Source organism: Rheinheimera sp., assembly GCF_030824435.1.
Taxonomy (GTDB): domain Bacteria; phylum Pseudomonadota; class Gammaproteobacteria; order Enterobacterales; family Alteromonadaceae; genus Pararheinheimera.
Genome location: NZ_JAVBXS010000024.1, coordinates 55,704 through 69,309, shown reverse-complemented (window position 1 = coordinate 69,309; position 13,606 = coordinate 55,704). Strand labels below are relative to the sequence as shown.

Below are 13,606 nucleotides of genomic sequence, written 5' to 3'. Positions count from 1 at the left end.
CCCGAAAAATCCACGTATATTTTATGCAGATAGCGGGAATCAAAGTGATTTCCCGATATGGAGCTGATTGCAGTGTATTTATTTGAAGGTCTGAAACAACAGATCAGTGCGTATTTGCCCGCTGAGCAGGTTGCCCTGGTGCAACAGGCTTATGTACTGGCGCGGGACGCACATGCCCCACAAACCCGCTCCAGTGGTGAACCTTATATTACCCATCCTGTTGCAGTCACCAGTATTCTGGCCGATATGCGCATGGATCACGAAACCCTGATGGCGGCCTTGCTGCATGATGTGATCGAAGACACTGAATACAGCAGAGAAGATTTAGCCGCCCGTTTTGGCGAAACAGTGGCCGAGCTGGTACAGGGCGTTTCCAAACTCGATAAAGTTAAATTTAAAGATATCAAAGAGTTTGAAGTTACCAACCTGCAAAAAATGTTTATGGCCATGACGCAGGACATCCGCGTTATTCTGATTAAACTTGCAGATCGCACGCATAACATGCGCACCATAGGCGCGTTAAAACCAGAAAAACGCCGCCGCATCGCCAAAGAAACTCTTGAACTATACGCTCCTATCGCCAATCGCCTGGGTATTCACAACATTAAAAATGAGCTGGAAAACTGGGGTTTTCGTGCTTTATACCCAATGCGTTACCGGGCGCTGGAAACTGCGGTGAAACAAGCCCGCGGTAACAGAAGAGAAGTGATTGAAAAAATTCAGACTGAAATTGAATCCCGCATCCGTAACGCCGGCATCACTGCCGAAGTGTCAGGCCGTGAAAAACACCTGTACAGCATCTATCGCAAGATGAAAAGCAAAGAGCTGATGTTTAACGATGTGATGGATATTTATGGGTTTCGCGTTTTGGTCGACAGTGTCGACTCCTGTTACCGCGTGCTGGGTGTGGTGCATAACCTGTATAAACCTATTGAAATCCGTTTTAAAGATTACATTGCCATCCCTAAACAAAACGGTTACCAGTCGCTGCATACCTCTTTGGTTGGCCCTCATGGTATTCCGGTGGAAATCCAGATGCGCACCCGCGAAATGGATGAAATGGCCGACAACGGTATTGCCGCGCACTGGATGTACAAAAAATCCGGTGAACAAGGGGATACCACAGCGCAAATCCGTGCCAGACGATGGATGCAAAGTTTGCTGGAAATTCAGCAAAGTGCTGGCAATACCTACGAGTTTGTCGAAAACGTTAAATCTGAACTGTATCCGGACGAGCTTTATGTGTTTACGCCCAAAGGCAAAATTGTCGAGTTGCCTATTGGTGCCAATGCCGTTGATTTTGCTTATGCCGTCCATACAGATATCGGCAATAAATGTGTTGGGGTGCGGGTTGATCGCAAACCTTACCCACTGACCAAAGCGCTGGAAACCGGCCAGACGGTGGAAATTATCACCAGCACAGGTGGTAAACCCAATGCCAACTGGCTGAACTATGTTGTCACCAGCCGCGCCATTATGGGCATCCGCAATTTCCTTAAAAAACAAGAACAAAGCGAAGCCATTGCGCTGGGTAAAAGGCTGCTGACTTCAGCTTTGGGTGAAGTGCCGCTGGAATCTATTGCCGCAGACCGTATTGAACAGGTGCTGCAAAACAGCAAACAAAAAACACTGGATGAACTTTTTATCGATATAGGCCTTGGTAATCAGCTGCCTATCGCTGTTGCCCGCAGGTTGCTCGGTGAATTTGACGAAAGCAATAATGTGGATGAAGTGCTGCCTGCCAAGCCCAAAGCCTTTATTGTTGGCTCTGAAGGTATGTTGACCACTTTTGCCAAATGTTGCAGACCCATTCCGGGTGACCCAATAGCAGCCAGTGCATCGCCGGGTAAAGGTTTAAACGTGCACCGCTCAGAGTGTCGTAATATCCGTGGTTGGGAAAAAGAGCCGGGCAAATATTTTCCGGTACGCTGGGATAAAACCGGTGACAAACAATTTCTCTGTGATATCCGCGTCTTTATCGTGAACAAACAAGGCATGCTGGCCAAACTAACCACTGTTATCGCCAGCCTGGACTCTAATATTCAGGACTTATCCACTGACGATCGCGACACCGGTGACTATGTGATTAAAATCACCTTGTCGGTCCGCGACCGGGTGCATCTGGCCAATGTAATGCGCAAAATCCGGGTGACTCCGGATGTGCTGAAAGTTTATCGAAGGAAATAACTCTTATGTCAAAAGTGATCATCAGTACCGATAAAGCCCCTGCAGCCATTGGCACTTACAGCCAGGCCGTCAAAATTGGTACCACAGTGTATTTATCCGGCCAAATTCCGCTGGTGCCTGGCGTGATGCAAATGGTATCGGAAGATTTTGCCGAGCAGGCAGAGCAAGTGTTTCAGAACCTGAGTGCCGTTTGTCAGGCTGCCGGTGGCAGTATGAACGATATGGTTAAAGTAAATATTTTCCTGACTGACTTAAGCAAATTTGCCACAGTGAATGAAATTATGGCCCGGCATTTTACTGCACCTTACCCAGCACGTGCTGCAGTGCAGGTTAGTGCTTTACCCCGTGGTGCCCAAATTGAAATTGATGGTGTTATGGAAGTGCCATCGACCAACTAAAGCTAGTCTGCCTTGCTGCTGGTTCGCTGCAACACTGACAACACAGGCACTGCGCAGAGGCAGTGCCGGCAGGACAGAATTTGATGCAAAAAACTACGTTGGTTTTGTTTTTGCTCATATCACAGTTGCTGCAAAGCGCTGTGGCTGAGCCTGTGGTTAAAAAACCGGTGTTGCACTGGTGCCTTGATCATTTCCCACGGTTTCATGAGTTTAAAGGACGGGGTTTACCAACAGGTCCTTCTGTTGTTGTGATGCAGGAACTGGCCCGCAGAGTAGGTTTTGAACTCAGCTACAGCCCGGAAACGCCGATAGCACGTTGTTTCCGCCAGATGGGCACAGGTGAAGCCGATTTAATGATCAATCTGAACTTCACTGAAGAACGTGCCAGACTGATGTATTTGTTTCCTTATAACGAAACCATTCCCGAATCTTTATATTTGCGCAAAAACGATTTGCGTTTAATTGATCAAATCAGCCAACTCAGCCCGCTGATCCTGGTGACAGTACGTAACTATATTTACAACCCTACCTTAATGGCGCTGATTAAAAACCAAAAAGAACAGCATATTGAAGTAGATAGCATTGAAGCAGGGTTTGAATTATTACGTAAAGGCCGGGTAGATGGCCTGATAGTGCCAACCCAAAGTTCACTTGAAGTGATCCGCAATACCCCATCTTTGCATTTCCAGTTTCGAAAAGCGGCCTTAACTTTCAAGTTTGGCCAGCCCAGATATATCAACATTGGCTTATCCAGAAAAAGTAAGCACTTGTATTTAAAAGACCAGATAGAGCAGGCAGTGGCATTAATGAAAGAGGACGGCACCGTTGACCGGCTTTATCAATTGCCGGACGGTAATACTGAACAACAATATCTGGTGAGTGGCCGCGAACCGCTGCAAAGCCCTTAGTATCAGAACTGTGCTGGCTCAGCCAACAGGAGCTGAAATATGCTTTACCCTTTTTCCCCTGGCCTGTTAAACATGCTGCTTTGCAGTTTATTGTTGTGGTGGCCAGCCTTGTTGTTGGCCCAACAACCTGAACTTGAATGGTGCCTTGACCATCTGCCGCCGCGCCAGAATTATTTACCACACCAACAACCTACAGGTCCGGTTGTGGACATGATGCAACAACTGGCCAGACAAAGTGGTTTTACCCTGAAATTCAGCCCGCCAACCCCGGTTGCCCGTTGTCTGAAACTGATGCAACAAGGCAAAACAGACTTAATGACAGGTTTGTTGTGGTCTGAATCCCGTGAACCTTTTATGTTGTTATTGCCCTTTGACGAAGCCCGCGCCGAAACTTTATTCAGCCGCAAAGCAGATGCCAATAAAATAAGAAAAAACAGTGACTTAGCAGGCTTAACCATTGCTATTGATACCACAAGACATTACAGCAGGCATTTTTTAACTATTGTTGCGCAGCAACAAGCCAAAATAAAAAAAGCCGCAGATCTGGAGCAGGCTCTGGCGTTACTGCATTATGGCGATGTGGATCTGGTCGCAGGGCCACAACAAATCACCTTAAATGCACTAAAAAACAACCCACGGTTACAACACAAACTCGGCCTGAATAACTGGCAATTACCCAAAGATAAAAGCCAACATAACCATCTGGCATTGTCGCGCACCAGTCCTCATTTTGTTTTGCATCATCAAATCAGCCAGCAATTACAGCTGATGGTAGCGCAAAAACAAACGCACTTTTATCCGGACTAACACAGTGTGACTGTAAGTCAGACACAAACAAAAAAACCTGTTGTAACATCCGGACAAAAAGCTAACACAGCGAAGCAATGCGCTTTTAAACACAATTCGGTATGATGCGTTTTGGTATCTTCCTGTCAGGACATTGATTTTGCAACGAACTTTACTGGCAAATCTGGCCATCGCCGAAGTCAAAGGTGTCGGCGCCAAAACAGCAGAGCTGCTGGCCAAACTGGGTATAGTTTCGGTGCAGGATTTATTATTCCATCTGCCGCTGCGTTATGAAGACCGCACCCGTATTTGTGCCATCAAAGATTTATGGCCGGCACAACAAGTGTCAGTGCAAGGTGAAGTCGTCAGCAGCGACATCACTTTTGGCAAAAGACGCAGTTGGGTGGTGGTGTTGCAAGATGGCACTGGCAGTATCACTTTGCGGTTTTTTCACTTTAGCGCGGCGCAAAAAAATGCTGTCACACCAGGTGTCAGGCTGCGTTGTTTTGGTGAAGTCAAAAGAGGTATGCGTGGTGTAGAAATGCTGCACCCCGAATATAAAGTGGTCAAAGACCAAGGCCCGCTGGAAGTAGCGGAAACCCTGACCCCGGTTTACCCCACCACTGAAGGTTTAAAACAGGCCAGCTGGCGTAACCTGACCGATCAGGCATTGATTGAGCTCAGGCGTTGCCACCCGGAAGAGTTTTTAGCACCGGTATTGCCGCCTCAGGCCTGGTCTTTAACCCAGGCCCTTTCCTATTTACACCGGCCGCCACCGGACGCTTCGTTGCAGCTGTTAGAAGCAGGCCAACATCCGGCGCAACAACGGCTGATTTTTGAAGAGCTGGTGGCACAGCAGCTGAGTATGTTGCAGCTACGCAGTCAGTGCCGCAGCCAACAAGCCCTTGCTTTTGCAGCTGATACAAAAATAACACCGGCTTTTTTAGCCACTTTGGCTTTTCACCCAACAGCGGCGCAGCAAAGAGTAGTAGCGGATATTCTGCACGACCTTGGCAAAAACGAACCTATGCTGCGGCTGGTGCAAGGGGATGTAGGCTCAGGCAAAACTCTGGTGGCGGCCTTAGCCGCTTTACCTGTGATTGCCGCCGGTGCCCAGGTGGCGTTAATGGCGCCCACTGAGTTATTGGCCGAACAACATGCCGGTACTTTTCGCCGTTGGTTTGAACCTTTAGGTATTCAGGTGGCCTGGCTGGGAGGCAAAACCAAAGGCAAAGCCCGTGATGCCGAACTTGCCGCTATGGCGAATGGCACAGCACAGCTGGTGATAGGCACTCATGCGCTGTTTCAGCAGCAGGTGCAGTTTGCCAGGCTGGCGCTGGTGATCATCGATGAACAACACAGATTTGGGGTACATCAGCGGCTGGAGCTCAGAGAAAAAGGCAGCCAGAGTGGTTTGTATCCACATCAGCTGGTGATGACAGCCACCCCTATTCCACGCACTTTGGCCATGACAGCTTATGCCGATTTAGACACTTCAGTCATCGACGAATTACCGCCAGGCCGTACTCCTGTCACCACTGTGGTATTGCCCGACAGCCGCCGTGCTGAAGTGGTCAGCCGTGTTGAACAAGTGGTGAAACAACAAGGCCGGCAGGCTTATTGGGTCTGCACCCTGATTGATGAATCTGATGTATTGCAGTGCCAGGCAGCTGAAAATACCGCGGCTGAACTGGCAGCAGCTTTACCGGACTTACGCATTGGTTTAGTGCATGGCCGGTTAAAAAGCAGCGAAAAACAAGCTGTGATGCAGGCTTTTGCCGCAGGTGACATTCATTTATTGGTGGCCACTACTGTGATTGAAGTGGGAGTTGATGTGCCCAACGCCAGTCTGATGATTATTGAAAACCCGGAGCGGCTTGGCCTGGCGCAATTGCATCAGCTGCGTGGCCGGGTGGGCCGTGGTTCTGTGGCTTCACATTGCCTGTTGTTGTACCACGCCCCTTTATCGGGTACAGCACAAGCGAGATTAGCAGTGCTTCGGGAAAGTAACGACGGTTTTGTCATAGCGCAACGTGATTTGGAAATCCGTGGCCCTGGTGAATTACTCGGTACCCGCCAGACCGGCCTTGCCAGTTATCGTATTGCCGATTTAAGCCGCGACGCGCTGCTGATCCCGGCGGCACAGCAGGCGGCGCAACGTTTATGGCAACTGGACAAAACGGCGGCTGAAGGGCTTATTCGCCGCTGGCTGGGTTATAGAGATATTTATGCACAGGCTTAAACCCGGAGTTCAGCTAAAAAACGCCAGGCGCACTGATCAACGTTTGGCTCAGTTATCAACTGTAACCACAAGCATAAAGGACGGTTTTAGGTTTTGGCTGTGAGTCTGACAGCCTGAGACTGACTTAGATTTCCAGCCCCAGTTTACGCACCGTCGACACCGAAGGATGCGACAACACCAGCTCCAGCTCAGCCAGCAAAATGCCAGCATCAACAACTGGTTCTTTCAGCGTCAGTTCAAACATCAGGCAATAGATTTCATGATAATGCGCCACCACTGGTGCTGTTAAGTCCAGCACAGCGCTATGACGTATATCAAAACCACATTGTTCAGCCACTTCGCTCAGGCCAACATCATCGTCTGAAATATCAAGGGCAATATATAACTTCATCTGAGCTCTCCGACTATAAAAACAGCTGCATGCAAAGGCCCAACTGTTCCCGACAACATCCGCAACACGGGCCGACTGTCTTATACAGTCGCTTTGCGGCCTTTATTGATATGCCAGGCGGCGTCCATGGAATACACTAAAAGTGCGGTCCAGATAAAGGCAAAAGTCACCAGTTTGCTTGGGTCCAGCGGTTCGTTATATAAAAACACACCAAACACAAACATAAAACTTGGGCCTATATATTGGAAAAAGCCCATAGTGGACAGTTGTAAGCGCCTTGCGGCGGCAATAAAACATAAAAGCGGCACAGTAGTAACCACACCGGCAGCCACCAGCCATAAGTTCAGGCTAAAACTGTTTTGCAGCATATTGGCAGAAGTTGAATCGGCAAACTGCCACCAGTACAGCAGCGCCAGCGGCATTAATAATAACGACTCCACAAATAAACCACTCAGCGCTTCTACCGCCAGCTTTTTACGGAATAAACCATAAAGTGCAAAACTGCTGGCCAGTACCAAAGCCACCCAGGGCAAAGAGCCAAAATAAGCCAGCTGAATAAGCACGCCGGTCAGCGCCAGCGCTACTGCTGCCCATTGTAATTTGCGTAACCTTTCGCCTAAAAACAGCATGCCCAGCAGAATATTTAATAACGGATTGATGTAATAACCCAGGCTGGCTTCCAGCATATGTTCGTTATTAACCGCCCAGATAAACAAACCCCAGTTACCGGCCAGCAATAAAGCTGTGCCCAGCATAGCGGCAAGTAGTTTTGGTTTTTGAAACACCGCCTGTACCGAAGACCATTGTTTCATCACAGTTAAAATAACGGCGAGCAATAAAAACGACCAGACAATACGGTGCAGCAGAATTTCCAGCGCGGGAACAAAATCGATGTTTTTAAAATAAAGTGGCGCTATGCCCCACAAGGTGTAAGCACTGGCAGCAAAAATGCCACCAATTTTCTGTTCGCGGTTTAACTGCATAACAAGCGCCCCCGGCGCTGAACCCGGCAAGGTGCCGGTGCTGGAAAAGGGCGTCAGTGTATAGCATCTTAACCTACAAGATAAGTGCCGGTGCCAAGGGCAATATGCACCCCTTGTTCGTTATGCAGCTCCATGCGGCAAACACAAACTTTATTACCAGAACGGATCACCTGAGCAGTGGCAATAAACTCCAGACCGCGGCCCGGTCTTAAATAATCACTGCGCATATCAATGGTGCTCATTTTGCCCATTTTTGCCACCAACACTTCGTGTTCCACTTGTCCGAGGCGTTTGAGTGCGCTGGAAATAGCCATAATGCCGCCAACAGTGTCGAGCACCGAAGCAATCACACCACCATGCAAAATTTGTTGCACCGGATTCCCCACCAGTTCAGGTTTAAAAGCAAAACGTACCTCGGCGAAATCTGCAGAAAAACCCGTGACTTTTAAACCCAACAAACGGTTAAAAGGCATTTGGTCAAAAACTTCGGCGATAAAAGGCAACAAAGCGTCAGCCGACATGGCACAACTCCAAATATTGGCAAGAAACTGGTAAGAGCAGTCAAGATAAAACGCGACTGACCAGATGTAAAGGACAGCGACAAAGCTGCATCAACAGCAGACAGTCAGGCCGCTTTTGATTACAATGCCCGCTTCATTTTCCGCTTTGGATAGCTTCTTGACCGACTTACTGCACAACACCTTAAAACAATATTTTGGCTACAGTGAATTCCGCCCTGGCCAGACCGAGGTTATTGGTGCTGCTTTGTCCGGTCAGGACAGTTTTGTGCTGATGCCAACAGGTGGCGGTAAATCAATGTGTTACCAGCTGCCGGCTTTGCTGTTGCCTTGTGTCACTGTGGTGGTGTCGCCTTTGATGTCTTTGATGAAAGATCAGGTCGATAGTCTGCAGGCCATGGGCATAGCGGCCGATTTTATCAACAGCAGTTTAAGCCGCGAGCAGGCTGACGATGTACTGCAGAAGTTGCATTTTCAGCAGTTAAAACTGTTGTATGTGGCACCTGAACGTTTATTACAACCGCAGTTTTTGCAGCGGCTGTCGCAAGTGGGTGTGAGTTTATTTGCCATAGACGAAGCCCATTGTGTGTCGCAGTGGGGCCACGATTTTCGCCCCGACTACATAGCGTTATCTCAGCTGAAACAACATTTTCCGCAGGTGCCTTTAATGGCGCTGACCGCAACGGCCGACCCTGCCACGCAGCAGGATATCCGTACTCAGCTGAAATTAGTGCAGCCGTATACCAGCATCAGCAGCTTTGACAGACCCAATATCCGTTATACGGTGCAGGAAAAATTCCGCCCTTTTGAGCAATTGGTTGCACTGTTAAAAACGCAGGAAAATCAAAGCGGTATTATCTATTGTTCGTCACGCAAAAAAGTAGATGAACTGTATGAGCAGCTGAAAAACAAAGGTTTTGCGGTGGGTGCTTATCATGCCGGTTTAAGCAACGAACAACGCATGAGAGTGCAGGACGAATTTAAACGTGACCATTTGCAGCTGATAGTGGCCACTGTGGCTTTTGGCATGGGGGTGAATAAACCCAATATCCGTTTTGTGGTGCATTACGATTTACCCCGTACTATTGAAGCTTATTATCAGGAAACCGGCCGGGCCGGCCGCGATGGTGTTGCCGCTGAAGCCGTGATGCTGGTAGACCCTGCAGATATCAGCCGGATGCGTAGCTGGATCATGGCTGAAGAAAATCAGGCCAGAGCCGAAGTGACTATGCAGCGTTTTAACGCTATGGCCGCTTTTGCCGAAGCACAAACCTGTCGCCGGCTGGTATTGCTGAATTATTTTGGTGAAGCCAATCAAACAGCGTGTGGCAACTGTGATATTTGTCTCGACCCACCAAAAAAATTCGACGGCACTGTGCTGGCACAAAAAGCACTTTCTTGTGTGTACCGGGTCGGCCAGAGTTTTGGTATGCACCATGTGATTGATGTGCTCAGAGGCAGTCAGAATCAACGTATTCTGGAGCTGGGTCAGGATAAACTTTCTACTTTTGGCATTGGCAAAGAGCAAAGCCACGACTATTGGTTGTCGGTATTCCGCCAGTTGATCCATTATGGTTTGTTGCAACAGGACATCACCCAACATTCAGTACTCAAACTGTTGCCTGCCGCCCGCCCTGTGCTCAGGGGCGAAAGCAGTCTGGCGTTGGCGGTGCCGCGCCTTGCACCAGCCAAAAGCAGCAGCAAAGCCGGTAAAGTGCAGCAAAAACAAGATTATGACCGCGTTTTATTCAGCAAACTCAGAGCTTTGCGTAAACAAATTGCCGAGCGTGATGATGTGGCGCCTTTTGTGGTATTCAGCGACGCCACCCTGATTGAAATGTCACAACAAATGCCACAAAGCCAGACTGAGTTTTTAGCCATCAGCGGTGTTGGTCAAACCAAATTAAGCCGTTATGGTGATGATTTCCTTGATTTAATTGCAGAATATCTGGATAGCTGATGCAGTTTTTCATAGAAGAATCGGCAGAACTCTTGTTATTACAACCACAACAACAGTTGCCGACACCAGAGTTGTTATTGCCGTTTTTCAGCGGCTGGCTCAAATCATTCTCACAGCTGAGCCAACTTCAGGCCGAACAAGGGCTGGACTGGTTGCACATTCGTTTTTATTTCCACAATGCCGCTTTTGCGCTGCATTATGAACACTATAGTGATAGTTGCTGGGTAGATGCTGACAACGCAACAGCGGCTGTGCTACTGTCAGACTTGGCAAGCCTGCTCAGAAGCTCTTAAGCATAATCAGAGGCTTAGAACAAACTCAATGGAGGAATGCACGTGGTGACAAGGTGGTGGCTGCTTCTGATCCTGTGGTTCCCCACTCTGGTATTGGCTTTTCCCGCTGACATACTCAAACTGGACGAACAGTTAAAAAGACTGCCGCTGCATCCGCATTTACATTATCAGGTGACAGAAGCAAACGTCACCATCGAAGACATCGTCTTTGAACCCGAGCATCACCATGCATTCAGCCCTGTACCTTCAGCCGATTTCAGTTTTAAAGCACAAAATAAAGTGGTGTGGTTTTTCACCCGGCTGCAATACCTGGGGCAACGTCAGCAGCAACTTATTCTTGATTACAACTTCCCGTCAGCCAATCTGGTGGAATTTTATAGTTTTGACCGGCAAAACCATGAACTGAAAAAACTCAACCGCGCCGGCACCAGCCTGCCTTTTAGCGAACGACAAATCAAAAGCCGTACCTTTGCCGTGCCTTTGTTATTTAAAGCCGAACAGGAACTGGATATTCTGATCAAAGTACAGGACGGCACTTTGATCCGTGCTGATTTTCAGTTGTGGCAACCGGATCGTTATTATCAACTGCAACTCACCTCCAACCTGTTTGATGGTTTAATGCTGGGGCTGCTGCTGTTAATGGCTGCCTATAACCTGTTGTTATATCTGAACATTAAAACTTTGCTTTATGGTTACTTCGCTGGCTTTTTTGTATTTTTCAGCCTGGTCATCGCTGTGTTAAATGGCGCAGGTTTTGCGTTATTGTGGCCGGAATATCCGGAAGTAAATCAGGCCATTTTTTATCTGGCGGTAGGTGCTTGTCTGGCATTTTTAAGCCTGGCCACCCACGCCATGCTCAGCAACGCCCGTTTACCGCTGTTATGGCTGAACTTATTAGCTTCAGCCTTGCTGTTGTTTAGTCCACTTTATATCGAATTTAGCCACAGGCTGTTGTTATTACTAGCGGTACTGACGCTGGTGATGGGCAGCAATTTGCTGCAAGTGCTGGCTCATACCTTTAGTGGCAAACCAAGAGCCCGCACTTTTAGTTTAAGCTGGGTGTTATTTTTTGCCGCCAGCCTGGTGTTGATACTGGCGCAGCTGGGTTATGTTACTGACACCAAAGTCTGGCAATACCTGCTGATTGGTTCTGTGGTGTGCAGTATGGCTTTGATGAGTTACGGTTTAGCCCAGCGTATGCAACAGGTTAGTGAAGAGAGTACGGTCGCGCATCAACAAGCTATTAATACCCTGAAACAGTATTACGATATTTACCACAATGCGGTAGAAGGCATGTTTACCACCACACTGGATGGCCAGCTGATTGCCGCCAACCGCTCATTGTTGAATATTCTGGGTTACCAGCAACTGAGTCAGATGGAGCTGGATGTCAAAAAATACGGTATGGCAAAGTTTTACGCCAACCCGGACGACCGACTGCATATGGTGCGTCAGCTGCAACACAGCAATAACCAGAGTTTTGAGCTGCGCGGCCTGCGTGCTGACGGCACGCCGTTCTGGGCTTTGATGTCGGCCAGACTGGCACAAAACAGCAATGCCGAAGCTTTTATCCATGGTTCAGTGGTCGATATTACCGAACAAAAAATTAACCATGAACAACTGGCTTATCTGGCCTCACACGATCCGTTAACCGGCCTTTATAACCGCCATCATTTTGCCTTGCTGGCGCAACAAGCCTGGCACAGATTACAAACCGAACATCAAACCAGCGCTATTTTATATATCGACATCGACCAGTTTAAGCTGGTCAACAGCACCTGCAACCATACAGCTGGTGACGCTTTGTTGTTGCAAATCAGCGATCAACTGAAACGTGCACTTGGCAGCCATGGGGTACTGGCAAGATTGGGTGGTGATGAGTTTGCCGTGTTATTGCCGGGCAAAACAGCACAGGAAGCTTTTGCTATTGCCTATAACCTGCTGGAAGTGGTCAAAGAATTCCGTTTTTTCTGGCAAGACAGTTTATTCAGCATCAGTGTCAGTATTGGCATGAGTGAAATCACCCGCGACGATCTTTCTGCCGAACAAACTATTAAAAAGGCCGACTCCGCCTGTTTTGTCGCCAAAGAAAAAGGCCGCAACCGCATTCATTTGTTCCATCCGGACGATGATGAGTTACAAAAACAACAAGCGGAAATTCAGTGGGTACAAATTTTACAACGGGCATTAGAGCAAGACAGTTTTGTGCTTTATATGCAGCCGATTCAGGCAATTCAACTGCCTGAAAACGTGAGCAATTATGAGTTATTGTTGCGTCTGAAAGGCGAAGACAACAGCATTATTGCGCCTGGCAACTTTTTAAGTTCGGCCGAACGTTATGGTCTGATGCCCCAGATAGACCGCTGGGTGATCCGCAACTATTTCCGCTGGCTGGCACAACATCCACAACATTTACAAAATTTAGGCCATTGCAGCATTAATTTGTCCGGCGCCTCGCTGGTCGACCCTTTGTTTAAAGCTTATGTGTCCGCGTTGTTTAACGAATACAAAATTCCACCACGCCATATCTGTTTTGAAATTACCGAAAGTATGGCCATTCTGAACCTGCAAAATACCCTGGATTTTATCCATCATTTCAGAAACTTAGGTTGTCGTTTTGCGCTGGATGATTTTGGCAGTGGTTTTTCATCTTATGGTTATCTGAAAAACTTCCCGGTGGATTACATCAAAATTGACGGTAACTTTGTGCGCGATTTATTAACCGACAAATTCGACCGCGCTATTGTCAATTCCATTCACGATGTGGCCGCCGCTATGGGCATTATGACAGTGGCTGAATATGTTGAAAGCATCGACATACTGCAACAACTCCGGGAGATGGGGGTGGATTACGCTCAGGGTTATGGTATCGCCAAACCTAAACCGCTGAGTGATCTCTGAGCCTCTTGCTGTTCCCTGTGTGACCTCAGTACAATACGC

11 protein-coding genes are annotated in these 13,606 nt (G+C 48.1%); 8 read left to right on the top strand and 3 right to left on the bottom strand.

Translation table 11 applies throughout. The annotated features are described in order from the left end of the window. The first annotated feature begins 57 nt into the window (after positions 1-57). The 5 genes from spoT (at position 58) to recG (ending at position 6,521) form a co-directional block, all read left to right on the top strand. Complete coding sequence (gene spoT, locus RCH83_RS05985) at positions 58-2,187, top strand: bifunctional GTP diphosphokinase/guanosine-3',5'-bis pyrophosphate 3'-pyrophosphohydrolase (RefSeq protein WP_306520033.1); 2,130 nt, start codon at positions 58-60, stop codon at positions 2,185-2,187. Between the two features lie 5 nt (positions 2,188-2,192). Then, positions 2,193-2,585: a RidA family protein gene (locus RCH83_RS05980; protein ID WP_306520031.1), complete on the top strand. Its 393-nt coding sequence runs from the start codon at positions 2,193-2,195 to the stop codon at positions 2,583-2,585. A gap of 83 nt (positions 2,586-2,668) precedes the next feature. Next, positions 2,669-3,493, top strand: coding sequence for an ABC transporter substrate-binding protein (locus RCH83_RS05975; RefSeq protein ID WP_306520029.1), 825 nt, complete (start codon positions 2,669-2,671; stop codon positions 3,491-3,493). Between the two features lie 39 nt (positions 3,494-3,532). Next, positions 3,533-4,300 carry an ABC transporter substrate-binding protein gene (locus tag RCH83_RS05970; protein ID WP_306520027.1) on the top strand — a complete coding sequence of 256 codons (768 nt, stop codon included), beginning with the start codon at positions 3,533-3,535 and terminating at the stop codon, positions 4,298-4,300. Between the two features lie 139 nt (positions 4,301-4,439). After that, on the top strand, positions 4,440-6,521 hold the full coding sequence (gene recG, locus RCH83_RS05965; RefSeq protein WP_306520025.1) for an ATP-dependent DNA helicase RecG: 2,082 nt from the start codon (positions 4,440-4,442) through the stop codon (positions 6,519-6,521). 124 nt (positions 6,522-6,645) lie between these two features. On the opposite strand, the gene RCH83_RS05960 is transcribed toward recG, so the two are convergent. The 3 genes from RCH83_RS05960 to RCH83_RS05950 all read right to left on the bottom strand — a co-directional run bounded on the left by RCH83_RS05960 (position 6,646) and on the right by RCH83_RS05950 (position 8,416). Beyond that, on the bottom strand, positions 6,646-6,912 hold the full coding sequence (locus RCH83_RS05960; RefSeq protein ID WP_306520023.1) for a hypothetical protein: 267 nt from the start codon (positions 6,910-6,912) through the stop codon (positions 6,646-6,648). An 80-nt stretch (positions 6,913-6,992) separates the two neighbouring features. Further along, a complete protein-coding gene (gene rarD, locus RCH83_RS05955) occupies positions 6,993-7,895 on the bottom strand; it encodes an EamA family transporter RarD (RefSeq protein WP_306520021.1) in 903 nt (300 codons plus the stop codon). A 68-nt stretch (positions 7,896-7,963) separates the two neighbouring features. Continuing rightward, positions 7,964-8,416 (bottom strand): thioesterase family protein, encoded by a 453-nt coding sequence (locus RCH83_RS05950; protein WP_306520019.1) that lies wholly within the window; start codon positions 8,414-8,416, stop codon positions 7,964-7,966. A 157-nt stretch (positions 8,417-8,573) separates the two neighbouring features. On the opposite strand from RCH83_RS05950, the gene recQ reads away from it, so the two are divergent. Genes recQ through RCH83_RS05935 form a run of 3 tightly spaced genes read left to right on the top strand, consistent with a single transcriptional unit; the run spans position 8,574 to position 13,567 of the window. Then, complete coding sequence (gene recQ / locus RCH83_RS05945; RefSeq protein WP_306520017.1) at positions 8,574-10,373, top strand: DNA helicase RecQ; 1,800 nt, start codon at positions 8,574-8,576, stop codon at positions 10,371-10,373. After that, positions 10,373-10,666, top strand: coding sequence for a DUF3630 family protein (locus RCH83_RS05940; protein ID WP_306520015.1), 294 nt, complete (start codon positions 10,373-10,375; stop codon positions 10,664-10,666). The genes recQ and RCH83_RS05940 overlap by 1 nt, the downstream gene beginning before the upstream one ends. A gap of 36 nt (positions 10,667-10,702) precedes the next feature. Further along, positions 10,703-13,567 carry an EAL domain-containing protein gene (locus tag RCH83_RS05935; protein WP_306520013.1) on the top strand — a complete coding sequence of 955 codons (2,865 nt, stop codon included), beginning with the start codon at positions 10,703-10,705 and terminating at the stop codon, positions 13,565-13,567. Positions 13,568-13,606: the final 39 nt, after the last annotated feature.

Excerpts from the sequence above, each read along its gene's own strand:
- rarD (WP_306520021.1), bottom strand. The coding sequence starts at position 7,895 with ATGCAGTTAAACCGCGAACAGAAAATTGGTGGCATTTTTGCTGCCAGT.
- RCH83_RS05980 (WP_306520031.1), top strand. The coding sequence starts at position 2,193 with ATGTCAAAAGTGATCATCAGTACCGATAAAGCCCCTGCAGCCATTGGC.
- RCH83_RS05950 (WP_306520019.1), bottom strand. The coding sequence starts at position 8,416 with ATGTCGGCTGACGCTTTGTTGCCTTTTATCGCCGAAGTTTTTGACCAA.
- RCH83_RS05960 (WP_306520023.1), bottom strand. The coding sequence starts at position 6,912 with ATGAAGTTATATATTGCCCTTGATATTTCAGACGATGATGTTGGCCTG.
- RCH83_RS05970 (WP_306520027.1), top strand. The coding sequence starts at position 3,533 with ATGCTTTACCCTTTTTCCCCTGGCCTGTTAAACATGCTGCTTTGCAGT.
- RCH83_RS05935 (WP_306520013.1), top strand. The coding sequence starts at position 10,703 with ATGCACGTGGTGACAAGGTGGTGGCTGCTTCTGATCCTGTGGTTCCCC.
- spoT (WP_306520033.1), top strand. The coding sequence starts at position 58 with ATGGAGCTGATTGCAGTGTATTTATTTGAAGGTCTGAAACAACAGATC.
- RCH83_RS05940 (WP_306520015.1), top strand. The coding sequence starts at position 10,373 with ATGCAGTTTTTCATAGAAGAATCGGCAGAACTCTTGTTATTACAACCA.
- RCH83_RS05975 (WP_306520029.1), top strand. The coding sequence starts at position 2,669 with ATGCAAAAAACTACGTTGGTTTTGTTTTTGCTCATATCACAGTTGCTG.